Annotated in this window: 12 protein-coding genes; 9 read left to right on the top strand and 3 right to left on the bottom strand. The window is 44.5% G+C overall.

Annotated features, from left to right (window positions below):
* Positions 1-134: 134 nt before the first annotated feature.
* Genes ACUN27_RS28005 through ACUN27_RS27995 form a run of 3 tightly spaced genes read left to right on the top strand, consistent with a single transcriptional unit; the run spans position 135 to position 3,420 of the window.
* On the top strand, positions 135-1,520 hold the full coding sequence (locus ACUN27_RS28005) for an ammonium transporter (protein ID WP_326061639.1): 1,386 nt from the start codon (positions 135-137) through the stop codon (positions 1,518-1,520).
* Positions 1,521-1,558: 38 nt separating this feature from the next.
* Positions 1,559-2,641, top strand: a complete 1,083-nt coding sequence (locus ACUN27_RS28000) for a DUF294 nucleotidyltransferase-like domain-containing protein (protein ID WP_326061638.1) — start codon at positions 1,559-1,561, stop codon at positions 2,639-2,641.
* Between the two features lie 44 nt (positions 2,642-2,685).
* Positions 2,686-3,420, top strand: a complete 735-nt coding sequence (locus ACUN27_RS27995) for an exonuclease domain-containing protein (protein WP_127454562.1) — start codon at positions 2,686-2,688, stop codon at positions 3,418-3,420.
* Here ACUN27_RS27995 and ACUN27_RS27990 read toward each other — a convergent pair.
* Together ACUN27_RS27990 and ACUN27_RS27985 are read right to left on the bottom strand one after the other, a co-directional pair.
* Positions 3,414-3,839 carry a M67 family metallopeptidase gene (locus ACUN27_RS27990; RefSeq protein WP_326061637.1) on the bottom strand — a complete coding sequence of 142 codons (426 nt, stop codon included), beginning with the start codon at positions 3,837-3,839 and terminating at the stop codon, positions 3,414-3,416. The genes ACUN27_RS27995 and ACUN27_RS27990 overlap by 7 nt on opposite strands.
* 44 nt (positions 3,840-3,883) lie before the next feature.
* Positions 3,884-5,203, bottom strand: coding sequence for an MFS transporter (locus ACUN27_RS27985; RefSeq protein ID WP_418936915.1), 1,320 nt, complete (start codon positions 5,201-5,203; stop codon positions 3,884-3,886).
* A gap of 134 nt (positions 5,204-5,337) precedes the next feature.
* Between ACUN27_RS27985 and ACUN27_RS27980 the strand changes: the two genes are divergently transcribed.
* Positions 5,338-5,871 (top strand): TlpA family protein disulfide reductase, encoded by a 534-nt coding sequence (locus ACUN27_RS27980; protein WP_315954162.1) that lies wholly within the window; start codon positions 5,338-5,340, stop codon positions 5,869-5,871.
* 60 nt (positions 5,872-5,931) lie between these two features.
* Here the strand turns inward: ACUN27_RS27980 and cimA are convergent, their stop codons facing one another.
* Positions 5,932-7,551: a citramalate synthase gene (gene cimA, locus ACUN27_RS27975; RefSeq protein WP_315954161.1), complete on the bottom strand. Its 1,620-nt coding sequence runs from the start codon at positions 7,549-7,551 to the stop codon at positions 5,932-5,934.
* A gap of 213 nt (positions 7,552-7,764) precedes the next feature.
* Here cimA and ACUN27_RS27970 point away from each other — a divergent pair, with 213 nt between their 5' ends.
* From ACUN27_RS27970 to ACUN27_RS27950, 5 genes are all read left to right on the top strand, one after another.
* Positions 7,765-9,066 carry a DNA polymerase IV gene (locus ACUN27_RS27970; protein ID WP_315954160.1) on the top strand — a complete coding sequence of 434 codons (1,302 nt, stop codon included), beginning with the start codon at positions 7,765-7,767 and terminating at the stop codon, positions 9,064-9,066.
* Positions 9,067-9,073: 7 nt separating this feature from the next.
* Positions 9,074-9,580, top strand: coding sequence for a molybdopterin-guanine dinucleotide biosynthesis protein B (gene mobB, locus ACUN27_RS27965; RefSeq protein WP_315954159.1), 507 nt, complete (start codon positions 9,074-9,076; stop codon positions 9,578-9,580).
* Between the two features lie 66 nt (positions 9,581-9,646).
* Positions 9,647-9,880, top strand: coding sequence for a ferredoxin (locus ACUN27_RS27960; protein ID WP_127454548.1), 234 nt, complete (start codon positions 9,647-9,649; stop codon positions 9,878-9,880).
* Positions 9,881-10,044: 164 nt separating this feature from the next.
* Positions 10,045-11,892, top strand: a complete 1,848-nt coding sequence (locus tag ACUN27_RS27955) for a CHASE2 domain-containing protein (protein ID WP_445559967.1) — start codon at positions 10,045-10,047, stop codon at positions 11,890-11,892.
* Between the two features lie 32 nt (positions 11,893-11,924).
* Positions 11,925-13,724, top strand: a complete 1,800-nt coding sequence (locus tag ACUN27_RS27950; protein ID WP_445559966.1) for a FecR domain-containing protein — start codon at positions 11,925-11,927, stop codon at positions 13,722-13,724.
* The last annotated feature ends 18 nt before the right edge of the window (positions 13,725-13,742 follow it).

The following is a 13,742-nucleotide window of genomic DNA, read 5'->3' as shown; positions in this document are numbered from 1 at the left end:
TCGATGTCAGGTTATTTTTCGCTTTTTTCATTTTTTTAGAGAAAATCCTATTGTCAAACCCATATAACCTGTATATAATGACATTAAGAGTTTCATTACATGTTATTTAATCTAACATTAAAGGAAGTGGTCGTATGGTTAAGAAGTTGTTGTTAGCTTTTGGTGTCATGGCCCTGCTGTTCCCTACTCTCGCATTTGCTGCAGATGAAGCAACAGTTCCCCAATTGCAAAGTGCAATCGATGCCGTTTGGGTCATGTTAGCCGCAATTTTAGTTATCTTCATGCAAGCTGGTTTCGCCTTATTAGAAGCAGGGTCGACTAGAATGAAAAATGCCGGTCACGTAGCCGGTAAAACAATCTTAACCTTCGGACTATGTGCCATTGCATTCTGGGCTGTTGGTTTCGGTTTCGCCTTCGGTGATGGCAATGCCTTCTTCGGAACAACAGGGTTCTTCGTTACAGGATTGGAAGATCAAGCTACAGCGGCATTCGGGTCCCTATCTGCTTCTGATGTGCCTATCGGAATCAAGTTCTTGTTCCAACTGGCTTTCGCAGGTGTATCCTTGGCCATTGCTTGGGGTGGATTTGCAGAAAGAGCGAAGCTTCCGGTTTACTTTATCTTCGGAATTTTGTTCACCGTTGTAATTTATCCAATCGTTGCTCACTGGGTATGGGGTGGCGGCTGGTTGAGTAAGCTTGGTATGCAAGATTTTGCGGGATCAACGGTCGTTCACTTACAAGGTGCAACAGCGGCTCTAGTAGCTACGATCTTGTTAAAACCACGTATTGGCAAATATAATAAAGATAAAACGCCAAATCTAATTCCTGGTCATAACCAAGTGTTGTCTGTTCTCGGTGTTATCATTCTTTGGATCGGTTGGTTCGGATTCAACCCAGGTAGTACGCTAAGTGCAATGGGGGATGGATTCTTCGGTTACATCGCTTTGACAACGAACATGGCTGCTGCGGCAGGCGGCGTTGCTGCACTGATTATTTCCTGGATGTACTTTGGTAAAGCGGATATTCCTAGCATGTTGAACGGTGTTCTTGCAGCACTTGTTGCAATTACAGCAGCGTGTGCATTCGTAGACACTTGGGCTGCGATTGTTATCGGTGCGGTAGCAGGTATTGTTACTTTCTTCACGGCGCAATGGTTTGAAAAAGCTGGTATCGACGATCCAATCTACGCATTCTCTGTACATGGTATCGCTGGTATCTGGGGTACGCTTTCCACGGGTCTGTTCGCAACTCCTGATCTTTCGGCTAAAGTTGGTATCGGTGGCGCGGGGTTATTCTACGGCGGCGGTTTGCACCAATTAGGTATTCAAGCGCTTGGCGTTTTCGGAGCATTGGCATTCGTACTTGTACTATCATTCATTATCTTAGGAATTCTTAAAGCTACAGTTGGTCTTCGTGTAACAGAGGAAGAAGAAATCATTGGTCTGGACTTGTCTGAACATGGTTCATACGGTTACCCAGAGCAAATGAAAAAAGCAGCTCAAAACGGCGTGTCCGTTTAATATCACATAACTTTCTACTTGGGCAAAGGGGATGCAACATGAAACATCTCTCAATGGAACAGATCCTGGAGCGCATCTACCTATCGGAACAGTTCGATGAGATGCGAATAACCAGAGATCAGGTGCATGAGATGTTTCGGGAGCATCTCCTTTTCTCTCATACACCTGAATTAGGTCGAAAAGTGAACGCTGTTCATGATGCTTTTATACAGAGAACGATCGAGCTTGCTGAACACATTTTAGAAGATGAAGGCTTTGGGAAACCGCCTGTGCCGTATGCTTTTATCCTGTACGGAAGCGGTGGGCGAAGTGAACAAACCCTTTGGAGCGATCAGGACAACGGGCTTGTATATGGGGAAAGCGATCAGCATCCAAAGGAAGAAGTAGAAGAATACTTCATTAAATTGGTTGATTGCATCTTGAAAGGTCTAGACGCGTTAGGATACCCGCCGTGTGAAGGTAATGTTGTTTCTAGCAATATACAATGGCGTAAGCCGTTAACAGAATATACCCAAATGATGCTGGAATGGCTGCAGGAACCAGAGTGGGAAAATATTCGTTATCTGCTCATCATGGCGGATATGCGGTGTATATACGGATCGCAAAATTTGGTCGATCAACTGAAAGTTACGTTTTCAACCTATGTTCGGGAGAACTCGGGCATTCTGAACGATTTATTATCGAATACGCTCCACCACAAAATATCGTTAGGCGTTTTTGGGCAGTTGATCACGGAGAGGTACGGCGAAGATGCAGGTGGTTTTGATATCAAATATGGTGCGTATATTCCTATCGTGAACGGCATTCGTCTGCTTGCTATTCAAGCGGGAATCATGCACTCATCCACGTTGCAAAGGATAAAGTTACTAAAGGAAAGTGGTTTTATACCAGATCAGTTGGCAGATGAGTGGTCAGAGGCATTCGGTGTAGCGCTTAGGCTTAGGGATTTGACACCATTCCAATTAGAGCATGACATGTATACAACCAGAGGAAAGCTGGGGGCAGATCAATTAACCAAGGAAGTCAAACTGGAACTGAAACAATGTTTACGTGCCGGAATTGAATTGCAGAAGTATGTCAAAAGATCGATTGTTTCACACATAGAGAGAGAAAAGGGTTAGAAAGATCGGATTGCATTTTTCTTGTGTGGGAGAGGTGGATTGGGATGAAAGATATGCGGCCTGGCGGACGTATGTGGCAGTTGTACAAAATGGGAGGGCTGACACCGGCTATAACCTCTATGTTTGATGTGCAAAGTGCCCAGCAGATGGCTTTTATTCGCTCCATGTTAAAAGAACAGCGGAAGGATTCCCTGTTTGAAATACCGCTGCACTCGATGGAAATTGTAGTTTTTGATTTGGAAACGACAGGTTTTTCTCCTTATAATGGCGATGAAATTATTTCGTTTGGCGGCGTCTCCGTCATTGGCGGTGAAGTTCAGAGAGATCATACCTTCTATAGTATGGTAAATCCGAAACGTAAAATTCCAGAAGACATCGTTGAATTAACAGGGATTACGAATGAAATGGTAGCGGATGCGCCTGAATTGATCGGCGTTTTGAGCGATTTTCTGGAATTTGTGCAGCAGCGAATTTTGGTAGCTCATGCAACCGGGCATGATAAAAATTTTCTGAATTCTGCGCTTTGGCGAACTTCCAAGGTCAGTTTGTCTCATCGTGTGCTGGATACGATGATGATTGCGAAGTGGCTGATGCCAAAAAGAAAAAATTTAAGCTTAGACTCTCTACTTCATGCCTATGATATTCCTGTTACTCAGCGTCATCACGCCCTAGAGGATTCCTTGATGACAGCAGAGCTGTGGTCTCGATTTATGGAAGAGATCAAAGCGAGAAATGTCGATACGTTGGGTGATCTGTACGCCCTGTTGAGCCATCATTGACCGATTACAAACGCGAGTTTGTGATAACTGGTTAATGAGGCTTTTTTTATTTGATAAACCATTAACTCAGGGTTGTCTGGGTTTGCCAAAGACAGAATCCAATGAGTAGGAATCGTATGCCAAAGGGTTTGGAGGTCCGCGGCGGAAGGAACCGCGGAAGCTGTTGGGTGTGAGTGGAATAAGCCAATTACAGGGTTATGGCTATTTGTTAGATAGGGAATCATCTCCGCCGGGTCCAGCTCGAAATGAATTCGAGGCTTGGTGGAGCAATTCCGCATGGGAACAAAAGAAGAGGCTAGAAGCTCTTCTTTTGGGCTCGTGGATTTGCCTAAAATGAGGCCGCATGCTTCCTCAGGCATCTTTTGCTGACTGAATTGCAGCAGCTGATTGAAGAGTTCTTTTTTGAAATATACGGCCATTGGCGCCTCCACCTTAAAATACGACTAAGATTGAGGCTAGTATATCATGCTTTTTCTTTTAGTTCTTCATTCGGTTTGATACAGAAAAAGACGAGTGCTAACATCAGGAAAGCCATGGAGGCTACTGTTATGAACAAGGTTTTATGCGACATATTCATGAGCCATCCGAATAATGGAGGACCGAATGCCACACCGATAAAGCGAAGGCTATTGTATAAAGACGTGATCATACCACGCTGATCGCGTTCCACGGAACCGGTGATCATGGTGTTTAAACAGGGTAGCAGGAGTCCTGTGCCTATACCGCTGAGCGATAGAAGTCCTATGAACACATACAGGTTCGTATTGAGAAAGATCGCTAATGTTAAGGAGACTGTCATCAAAATCAGTCCGATATTCATTAGCCATCGCATCAAGGTGCCATTTTGTTTGATTTTGGCGCCGGTTGTGTACGAGGTTATAACCATGCAAAGCAAGGGAATGGCCAGTACGAGCCCTTTGCGGACTCCCTCGATGCTGTAGGGTTTTTCCTCTAGGATTTGAGATAAATAAAAGAGAACGCCGAACAGAATGAATAAGGTAATTGACCCGGCGAAAAAAGCAGGGATAAGCCAACGCCCTTTTTCTCGAAGAATATCTCTGATTTGTTTTAAGTAGGTGCCTAGAGGCTCTGCTTTTTTTTCATTCGGAGGTTCTTTAATCATGAAAATAACAGCCAGTAAAGCTAATACACAAAAGATCGGAAACGCGAAAAAAGGGGCAAACCAGACTATCATGGCAAGTAATGAGCCTAATATCGGACTTACCACTTTGCCTGCTCCATTTGAAGCTTCTATGAGCCCTAGTGCTTTACTTGCGTCTCCGCCTTTGTACAGATCGCCAACTAATGCCATGGCTATAGGGGCTGTACCAGCCGCTCCAAGGCCTTGTATGGCACGTGCGATGATTAGGATGGGGTAAGAGTGCCAAACAGCCCCGAAGCCTGCCAGAACACCGGCTGCCCCATACACGATAAGTGATGGAATGATGACGGATTTCCGTGTAAAGCGGTCTGACAAATAGCCGGATACCGGAATAATGACGCCTGCTGCAATCGAGAAAAGTGTAATGACAAGGGAGCTTTGGAAGCGGGAGATGCCCATTTTTTCCTGTAGATCAGGTAAAATGGGGACTAGCATGGAATTCCCTAAGACGAGAACTAAAGGAATTGTTGCTAACGCAATATATTCCCATATGGACCCTTTGCTTGACTTATCCTTGGATTTGCTGTTCGATTTGTTGTTTGACGAGTTGTTCGAGCCGTTGCTGGCATGGTCGCTAAATCTGTTTTTCGTTCTGGGGTTGGATGTTGCAACTTTGTTCACTTTTGATTATTCCTTTCAGAGCAATTGGTAGACTTACTTTTCCCTTAAATGGGGAAAGCATACTTTGTTGATTTGCCGATGTTGGAAATTAGGCTGAATTGGAGATAATATAGACAATGGAGGTGAACACATTTTTGAAGAAGAATGTATTTGTGATCGTATTGGTCGTCGTATTAGCCGGGATAGCTATCTATCAAAACGCCCAGCATAAGAATAAACAGACCCTAATGCCGACAGAACAAGCGCCTCAGGTGAATTTCCTTGCCCCTTCGTTTACCTTGACTGGGCTTGATGGAAAGGCGTACACGATTGGTGGTCCGCGCGAGAAGCCTTTGCTCGTTAATTTTTGGGCATCCTGGTGTGGTCCGTGTGAGGAAGAAGCGCCGGATCTGGTGAATGTATATAACAAATACCAAGGACAGTTTGATTTGTACGCGGTGAATGTGACGCCTGGGGATAAAATGGAGAATATCAAGAAGTTCGTGGAAACGTATAAATATCCTTTCCCAGTGCTGTTAGATAAGCAGGGAACGAACGCGGATGCGTACCGGGTTGTTGCGATTCCAACCAGTTTTCTGATTGACAAAAATGGCGTCGTCCGTGAGGTTATTCACGTGCTTTCGCCAAAAGAGTTGGATAAGAAGATTGCGGGTCTCATCAAGGGATGACAAAAAAGCTGCAAGTTAGCCTCAGAGGGCCAATTTGCAGCTTTTGTCTGTGTGTTAGTCTTAGTGATTGATCAAACCAAGTCGCTCGTTCTGCTCTTTGTTAGCGGGCTCAACACGTTGTCTACTGATCAGTGCATAACGCAAGCTGTCCACTAGCGCATACCAGCTGGCTTCGATGATGTTGCTGGAGACCCCTAGCGTATTCCAGGTGGTGTTAAAGTCTGTTGTTTCCATCAAGACACGAACTTTACCGGCTGTTGCGCCTTTCTCGTCAAGGACACGAACTTTATAATCGGATAGGTGGATGTTCTTAATATCCGGGTAATACTGGATTAGCGCTTTGCGTAAAGCGTTGTCCAAGGCGTTGACGGGACCGTTTCCTTCAGCCGCGGTGTAGATTGTTTCGCCATGCACCTTAACCTTAACGATGGCTTCCGATACGACGGATTGGTTCGCGGATTTCTCAACAAGCATTTTAAATGATTCTAAAGTGAAGATCTCTTCAAGCCCTTCAAATGCTTCACGCAGCAGCAGCTCAAGTGTCGCATCAGCACCCTCGAACTGGTAGCCTTGATGTTCCAGATCTTTAATCTTCTCGATCACTTCTTTGGTTTTCTGATGCTCTTTATCGAAGTCTAAGTTCAGCTCTTGCGCTTTGACAAGCACATTGCTTTGGCCGGCAAGTTCTGAGACAAGGACGCGCTGTTTGTTACCGACAAGCTCTGGTTTCGTGTGCTCATACGTGCTTGCGTCTTTAAGAATTGCAGATACGTGAATACCACCTTTGTGGGCGAAAGCAGCGTTGCCGACATAAGGCTGGTTGATCGGCATATGCATGTTGGCAATTTCGCTGATATACCTGGAAACCGGTGTTAATGTTTTCAATTGTTCTTCAGTGATAACGTGGTATCCCAGCTTCAGTTGAAGGTTAGGGATAATCGAGCTCAAGTTCGCATTCCCACAGCGCTCGCCGTAGCCGTTAATCGTACCTTGAACCTGTCCGGCACCAGCTTGAACGGCAGCAAGGCTGTTGGCTACACCTAACTCGCAATCGTTATGTGCATGGATGCCAACAGGCGTTGATACATGCTGCTTCACTGCCGTCACGATTGCGGTTACTTCACCAGGAAGCGAACCTCCATTGGTATCACATAATACGATCCAGTCTGCACCTGCTTCTTGGGCTTTTTTGATCGTTTGCAAAGCGTATTCCGGGTTGTTTTTGTAGCCGTCAAAGAAATGCTCTGCATCATAAATGACTTCTAATCCGGAGCTTTTCAAAAAAAGAACGGAGTCATAGATCATGGCCAAGTTTTCTTCGAGCGTCGTTTGAATAGCCGTATGCACGTGGAAGTCCCATGACTTCCCGAAGATGGTTGCTACCTGCGCACCTGACTCAACAAGTCTGTTCAGATTAATGTCATCTGAAGCAAGAGAATCTTTGCGCCTAGTGCTTCCGAAGGCGGTGATCTTGGCATTGGTGAACTTCATGTCGCGGACACGCTCAAAGAATTCGATGTCTTTGCTGTTGCTGCCCGGCCATCCGCCTTCAATATAATGAACCCCAAGCTCATCGAGCTTACGGGCAATTTTAATTTTATCCTCAACAGATAGGCTGATGCCTTCTCCTTGAGTTCCGTCTCGTAAGGTAGTGTCGAAGATTTTGACTGATGTTGGCATGGGTTCCTCCTTCAAAAGCTAGCAAAAATGACTTGGATACGTATGTGTAGGTTAATATGCTTGCTTTAAAGCGCTAATGTATAATTTACGATTATAACATAATATTACGGGTAATGACATCATAACTCAAAAATGCGTTTGCTTGAACCCATATTTTTTTGTATGCTGAAAATGACTTTCATCTAGTTTTTTGAATATGGAAGGGGTTGTGAAATGACGACGGTCGAGCATCACTATCCCAAGCAAGGCAGAGTTATTTTGCATATCGATATGAATGCATTCTATTGTTCGGTCCATGAGGCTGTCGAGCCAGAAATATATAGAGGTAAACCCATCGCAGTTGCAGGAAGCGTCGAGCTCCGCAGAGGGATCATTGTTACTTCCTCTTATGCGGCTCGATCGATGGGGATTAAGACAGGCATGCAGGTTGGACAAGCGTTGAAAATATGTCCTGATTTGATGCTTATCCGTCCTGATTTTGAGTTGTATCGCAGCTTTTCAAGACGGTTTATGCAAATCGCCTACAGCTATTCCCCCATGGTCGAATCGATGTCGATTGACGAGTGTTTTGTTGACATTACAGGATCCAAACAATTCGGGACCCCGCTTGAAATTGCCGGTACCATCCAGCAAAGGATTATGAATGAGCTGCAGTTGCCCTGTTCCATTGGCGTTGCACCAAATAAATTATTAGCTAAAATGGGCTCGGATATGAAAAAACCGAATGGCATCTCTGTTCTGCGCCTGCGGGACGTGCCTACTGTCTTATGGGACAAACCGTGCAACTATTTATATGGCATCGGCAAAAAGACAGCGGACAAGCTGACAAAGCTCGGCATCTTTACACTGGGTCAACTGGCGGAAGGCGACGAGTTACTGCTAAGCAAGCATTTTGGCGTTATGGGCCCACATCTAAAGCGTTCGGCGAATGGGATCGATAACTCGCCGGTTAATCCCGAGCAAGAGCAAAGCAAATCTATCGGCCATACGACTACGCTGCCTAGGGACTATATAGAAAGAAAAGAGATTCACCGCGTTTTCTTGAATCTTGCAGATCAGGTGGCTAGAAGGCTTCGGAAGCAGGAGCTGATGACGTCGACGATCCAAATCACTATCCGTGATCCGGACATGAGGACGATTACGAGATCCGTTACTTTGCCTACGCCGACGGAGCATATGGATGATATCTATAGAACTTCCTGCCAACTATATGATCATCAATGGGAGGATGGCAATCCTGTCCGGTTGTTGGGGATTACCTTGCAAAATCTAACAAGCAAAGAAGAGACGTTCGTGCAGCTTGATTTATTTGATTACGAGAAGCAGCCAAAACGCGAAAATTTAAATAAGATCATGGATGGACTCCGAGATAAGTTTGGAGAGAATGCGATTCTGACGGCTGGTATGATGAGTGACGACCCTTCTGCTTTTATTAGAAACCATAAGTCAAGAGGAACTTCCTTGCAGATGGATCATTTGAAGAACAATCCGCTGCATAAGGAAGAGGAAAAGTGAGGCAACTATGGCACATTGTATCGGTTTTGCCGGATATTCCGGCAGCGGCAAAACGACCCTGATTGCTAAACTAGTCATTGAAATGAAACGCCGCGGCAAACGGGTCGCTGTATTGAAACATGATGCACATGGACACTATAAGGAAGCATCCGGAACAGATTCTACGATTTTTGTGCAGTCCGGTGCGGAAGCTGTCGTAACAATCTCTACTGATTCTATTCATGTCTATGAGAAAAAAAGCGAGCCTGACTTGCAAGAGCAAATCAATGCTTATGCTCACATGGATTATGTTTTTGTTGAAGGATTTAAGCGGGAAAAGCATCCAAAGATCGCTGTCTTTCGTACAATAGAGCAGAGTGAAATTATTCAAGCTCTAGAACACGAGCCTGTAGCGATTGCAACGGATATGGAGACGCTGGATTCTCGGATATCACCCCTGCCCATGCTTGATTTGAATGACATTTTTGCTCTCGCAGACTTTGTTGAAAGGTATTTTAAGGCAGATCCATTTTAAGGTTTGAACTTTGTCCTCATTTATATTATATTTTACAATGAGGATAAAATGAGGAGGAGTTAAACTATGGCAAAGTATACATTCGTTGATAAAGATACTTGTATTGCTTGTGGCGCTTGCGGAGCTACAGCACCAGACATCTATGATTACGATGATGAGGGCTTGGCAGAAGTGATTTTTGATGGAGATGGCAACAAAGGGGTAACTGAAATCCCAGAAGATCTGTTTGATGATCTACAGGATGCACAAGATGGTTGCCCAACTGATTCCATCAAAGTTGCGGATTCACCTTTTAACTAATCATAACCAAACTTGTGGCGTGCTCCACAATATGTCGAAAAAGCTCGGTTCCTGTAAAGGAACTGGGCTTTTTTTCTGCTACAATTTGTATTTTTTTGTAACAATTCATTGCCAATTGTTTCCCTCCATCTTACAATGAAGCTAGTATGCATGGGGAGGCTCTTATGGGTAAAAAGAAATGGATCAATACGTTGGCAGCAGGACTTGTGTTGATGCTGTTGTCGACATATTTCTACACGGTAAACTCGAGCGGGTTATTTTATTTTATTGAGGGTCCCCTTCAAGATGTGTTGCGTAAGGCCAAATCAGTGGAAGAACGCCAACCTGAGGATCGGATCAAAATCGTCAAGATTGACGAGAAATCGTTAAAAGCAATTGGGAAATTCCCGTGGGACCGAACGACCTACGCCCAACTGATAGAAAAGCTGGAGCAATCCGGCGCAGCTGCAATCGGCATAGACGTGGTCTTAGCTGAACCTTCCAAAAACCCCGCAGACGATAAGGCATTGGCTGACGTGCTAGCCAAATATCATAATGTTATCCTGCCCGTTCAAATCAATTACCCCTCCAAACAGCAGCAAGCAGGAGATCTTGTGCCTGAGAGAGTTGACTACCCAACGACAACCTTAACCACAAATAAGCAGCAGATGGCGCATATTAATGTGTTTGTCGATAAAGATGGAAAAGCACGAAAGCTTCCGGTTGGATTGCCGGATGAGGATGGGACTTTCATACCAGCTTTCAGCGTCGCCCTTGCCAATCTCGTTCTTGACGACAATGAGAAGGTGAAGAGAGATGAAGCGACGGGGAGATGGAGACGCGGCAGTGTCGTTTTGCCGACGAATGAAAGAAATCAAGTAACGACGGAGTTTTTCACGCTGCCTAGACAGAAGGTAGATGCTACTACCGGTTACGAGATGCTGTCATTTGTGGATGTTTTGAATAGCAAAAATCCTTTGCCTCTGCAAGGCAGTATTGTATTGGTGGGCCCTTTCGTGACAGCGATGCAGGACGAATATCCTACGCCGATCAGTTCTGTCAAAATGTTTGGGATCGAAATCCATGCCAATATGATCCAAACTTTGTTGGAAAGCAAATTTTATAAAGATGCAAGTACACCAGTGGGAATTGGTCTTATTCTACTTACTTCCTTACTAGCTATTTACTTATTTGAGAGATTCAAAGGGAAAACCGCACTATTTATTTTCATTGGTTTGTTCGTGGTTTATGGAGGCGTATGGTTAGCCTTTTATATTGCGGGTTCAACTTTTGCACCACTCGTTTATCCGCAATTTGCGTTAGTCACGATATACATATGGTCATTGGTAAGTCATTACCTGGATGAGCGCAAAGAGCGCAATCGGGTAACAGGGATCTTTGGCAGATTTGTTTCAAAGTCGGTAGTAGACGAGCTGTTGCAATCTGGAGAAGATGTCAAGCTCGGGGGAAGCCGCAAGGATATATCTCTGATATTCGTTGATATTCGCGGGTTTACGCCAATGTCAGAGCGGTTGGAGCCCGAACAAGTCATTCAAGTTTTGAACGAATATTTGGATGTATGTACGAAAGCGATTTTTAAATTCAATGGAACGCTTGATAAGTTCATAGGTGATGGTGTTATGGCTATGTTCGGTGCACCTATTGAATATGACAATCACCCGGAAATGGCTGTTCGCGCAGCGATTGAAATGAAGTCGCAGGCGAATGTGCTTGAACAGAAATTGATTGAGAAATACGGGATCGGCGTGAAATTCGGTCTGGGAATCAATAGCGGACCTGCTGTAGTCGGGAACATTGGCTCCGAAGATCTTCGTTTGGACTATACGGCTATCGGAGATACCGTGAATTTGTCGGCACGTCTGGAATCGAATGCAAAGCCAGGGCAAATTCTCATTAGCGAGCAGACGTATGAGCGGGTCAAAGACCTTTTTGAAATTGCGTCTATCGGTGAAATCAAAGTAAAAGGGAAAGAAAAACCCGTAGCGGTATATGAAGTAATCGGGAATCTGTAAAGTTGGAAACTAGGGAGGAAGCTAATGTGGGGATGTCCAAGAAATCATTTGTCTCATTATGTTTAAGCTTAAGTTTGATATTTAGTTTGATCTCCGTGCTGCTTGTTAAGCCTGTAGACGCTAAAACCGTTAGGGTAGCAGTGGTATCGGCATTATCTGGAGAAGTAACTGTCAAAAAAGGCGGAGGCTCCAAAACATACGATGTTTATGAGAGTATGAGTTTAAATCAAGGGGATACAGTTTATACGGGTGCGAGCTCATCTGTAACGCTTAATTTAAGCAACGGAGATGCGGATGTAACCTTGGGGGAAAATGCGGAAATCAATGTGTCCGACCTCAACACTTCGGATGGAAACAAGAAGTCCAAGCTTAAAGTATGGGCAGGTTCCCTGTGGGTCAAAGTGAAATCATTAGCCGGTTCCAATGATGAATTTGAAGTGGAAACGCCAACTGCCGTCATGGGTGTTCGGGGAACGCAGTTTTTTGTGATGGTTGATCCGGTAACAGGTGCCATCAAAATGGCGGTTGGGGCAGGTAAGGTATCTGCTTCTACGGTAACAACGGGCGAGGATTCGGAGCAGAAAACAGCTGTTACCTACTTGTATCCAACGCAACAAATTTCACTTGATGGCAGAGGTGAAACTGAGGATTTGGCATTGAAAGTGGATTTCCTCGATCTGGATGATTTCGTAAAGCAGGCATCGCCTGAAGTTATCAAAGAGTTCATTCTGAACAAAGCGGAAATCGATAAAGAAAATGAGGATTTCATTGCCAAAAAAGCAAAAGAGCTTGCCGAAGGCAATGTAACCGATGATGAGAATTTAGTCGTGAAAAGCACGGATGAGCTCGATAAAGTGAAACAAAATTTCGATAATTTAATCGGAAATATTGCGAAAAAAGCACTGGCTGAAAAGAAACTGGATCAATCTGCAATGGATAAAGTGATTGCAGAGGCCAATAAAAAGATTTCTGAGGAAAACAAGAAATTAGATTTAAGCAAAGTGAAGGATTTAGATAAAACTGCGGGTGTAGATGCTGAAAAAGAGAAACAAAAGCAAGAGCTTTTGAAGAAGCTTGAAGCTGAGAAATTGAAAAAGAAGCTTGAACAGGAAAAAAAGCAAGCTGAGCTGAAGAAGCAGCTGGAGGCGCAGCTTAAACTGCTGGAAGAGCAGAAGAAAAAGCTAGAGGCAGCTACGAAAGCCGCCGAGGAAAAGGCTAAAGCGGATGCATTAGCGAAGTTGAAGGCGTCGGAAACTGTTAAGCCGCCGGTAACACCACCGACCGTCGGAGATTCGAATTCCGGAGGCAGCTCTGGCGGGAATACAAATCCAGGTAATCCTGATCCAGGAACGCCTAATACGCCAGTGCCGGCTGTGAGTTTAACAGCGACATTAAACGAGACAAGTTCAAATCCGAATACTTACAACCTGGATATTAATTTGAAAAATTTCGTTGAATCTAATGATATTTATGGCGTAGAAGTCCACCTGTTCTATGGCGCAAATACTTATTACAGTGATGACATGCCTCCTGTCAATGGAACCGTTTTTGGGCGGGAAAGCAGTACCAATTATGTCGAACATATCAAAGAATATCAAGGCAATGCTCAAAAAGAACTGCTTTACACGGTCACGGGCTATGGGGATGCTGGCAATATCAAGGTTTCTGATATTCAAAAGCTAGTGACAATTCCTTTGCATGGTCATGGACATCAAGAAGTTAGTGTTGGGAAAATCGTCATTGTACGGAAAAATGGAACGTCCGTTCAAACCATCCCCATTGTCGAATCGAGCATTCAACCGGTAACTTTAGATCTCCCTGCGGGTGTTTAATCGAATTATTAAAGGAGA

It is taken from the genome of Paenibacillus sp. WC2504 (genome assembly GCF_052682475.1).
This window is presented reverse-complemented; position numbering and strand designations above follow the sequence as displayed.

What these genes read in the sequence shown, in the direction of transcription:
- ACUN27_RS27990 (WP_326061637.1), bottom strand. Translation starts at nt 3,839, where the DNA reads ATGGCCGTATATTTCAAAAAAGAACTCTTCAATCAGCTGCTGCAATTC.
- ACUN27_RS28000 (WP_326061638.1), top strand. Translation starts at nt 1,559, where the DNA reads ATGAAACATCTCTCAATGGAACAGATCCTGGAGCGCATCTACCTATCG.
- ACUN27_RS27970 (WP_315954160.1), top strand. Translation starts at nt 7,765, where the DNA reads ATGACGACGGTCGAGCATCACTATCCCAAGCAAGGCAGAGTTATTTTG.
- ACUN27_RS27995 (WP_127454562.1), top strand. Translation starts at nt 2,686, where the DNA reads ATGAAAGATATGCGGCCTGGCGGACGTATGTGGCAGTTGTACAAAATG.
- ACUN27_RS27955 (WP_445559967.1), top strand. Translation starts at nt 10,045, where the DNA reads ATGGGTAAAAAGAAATGGATCAATACGTTGGCAGCAGGACTTGTGTTG.
- mobB (WP_315954159.1), top strand. Translation starts at nt 9,074, where the DNA reads ATGGCACATTGTATCGGTTTTGCCGGATATTCCGGCAGCGGCAAAACG.
- ACUN27_RS27960 (WP_127454548.1), top strand. Translation starts at nt 9,647, where the DNA reads ATGGCAAAGTATACATTCGTTGATAAAGATACTTGTATTGCTTGTGGC.
- ACUN27_RS27950 (WP_445559966.1), top strand. Translation starts at nt 11,925, where the DNA reads ATGTCCAAGAAATCATTTGTCTCATTATGTTTAAGCTTAAGTTTGATA.
- ACUN27_RS28005 (WP_326061639.1), top strand. Translation starts at nt 135, where the DNA reads ATGGTTAAGAAGTTGTTGTTAGCTTTTGGTGTCATGGCCCTGCTGTTC.
- cimA (WP_315954161.1), bottom strand. Translation starts at nt 7,551, where the DNA reads ATGCCAACATCAGTCAAAATCTTCGACACTACCTTACGAGACGGAACT.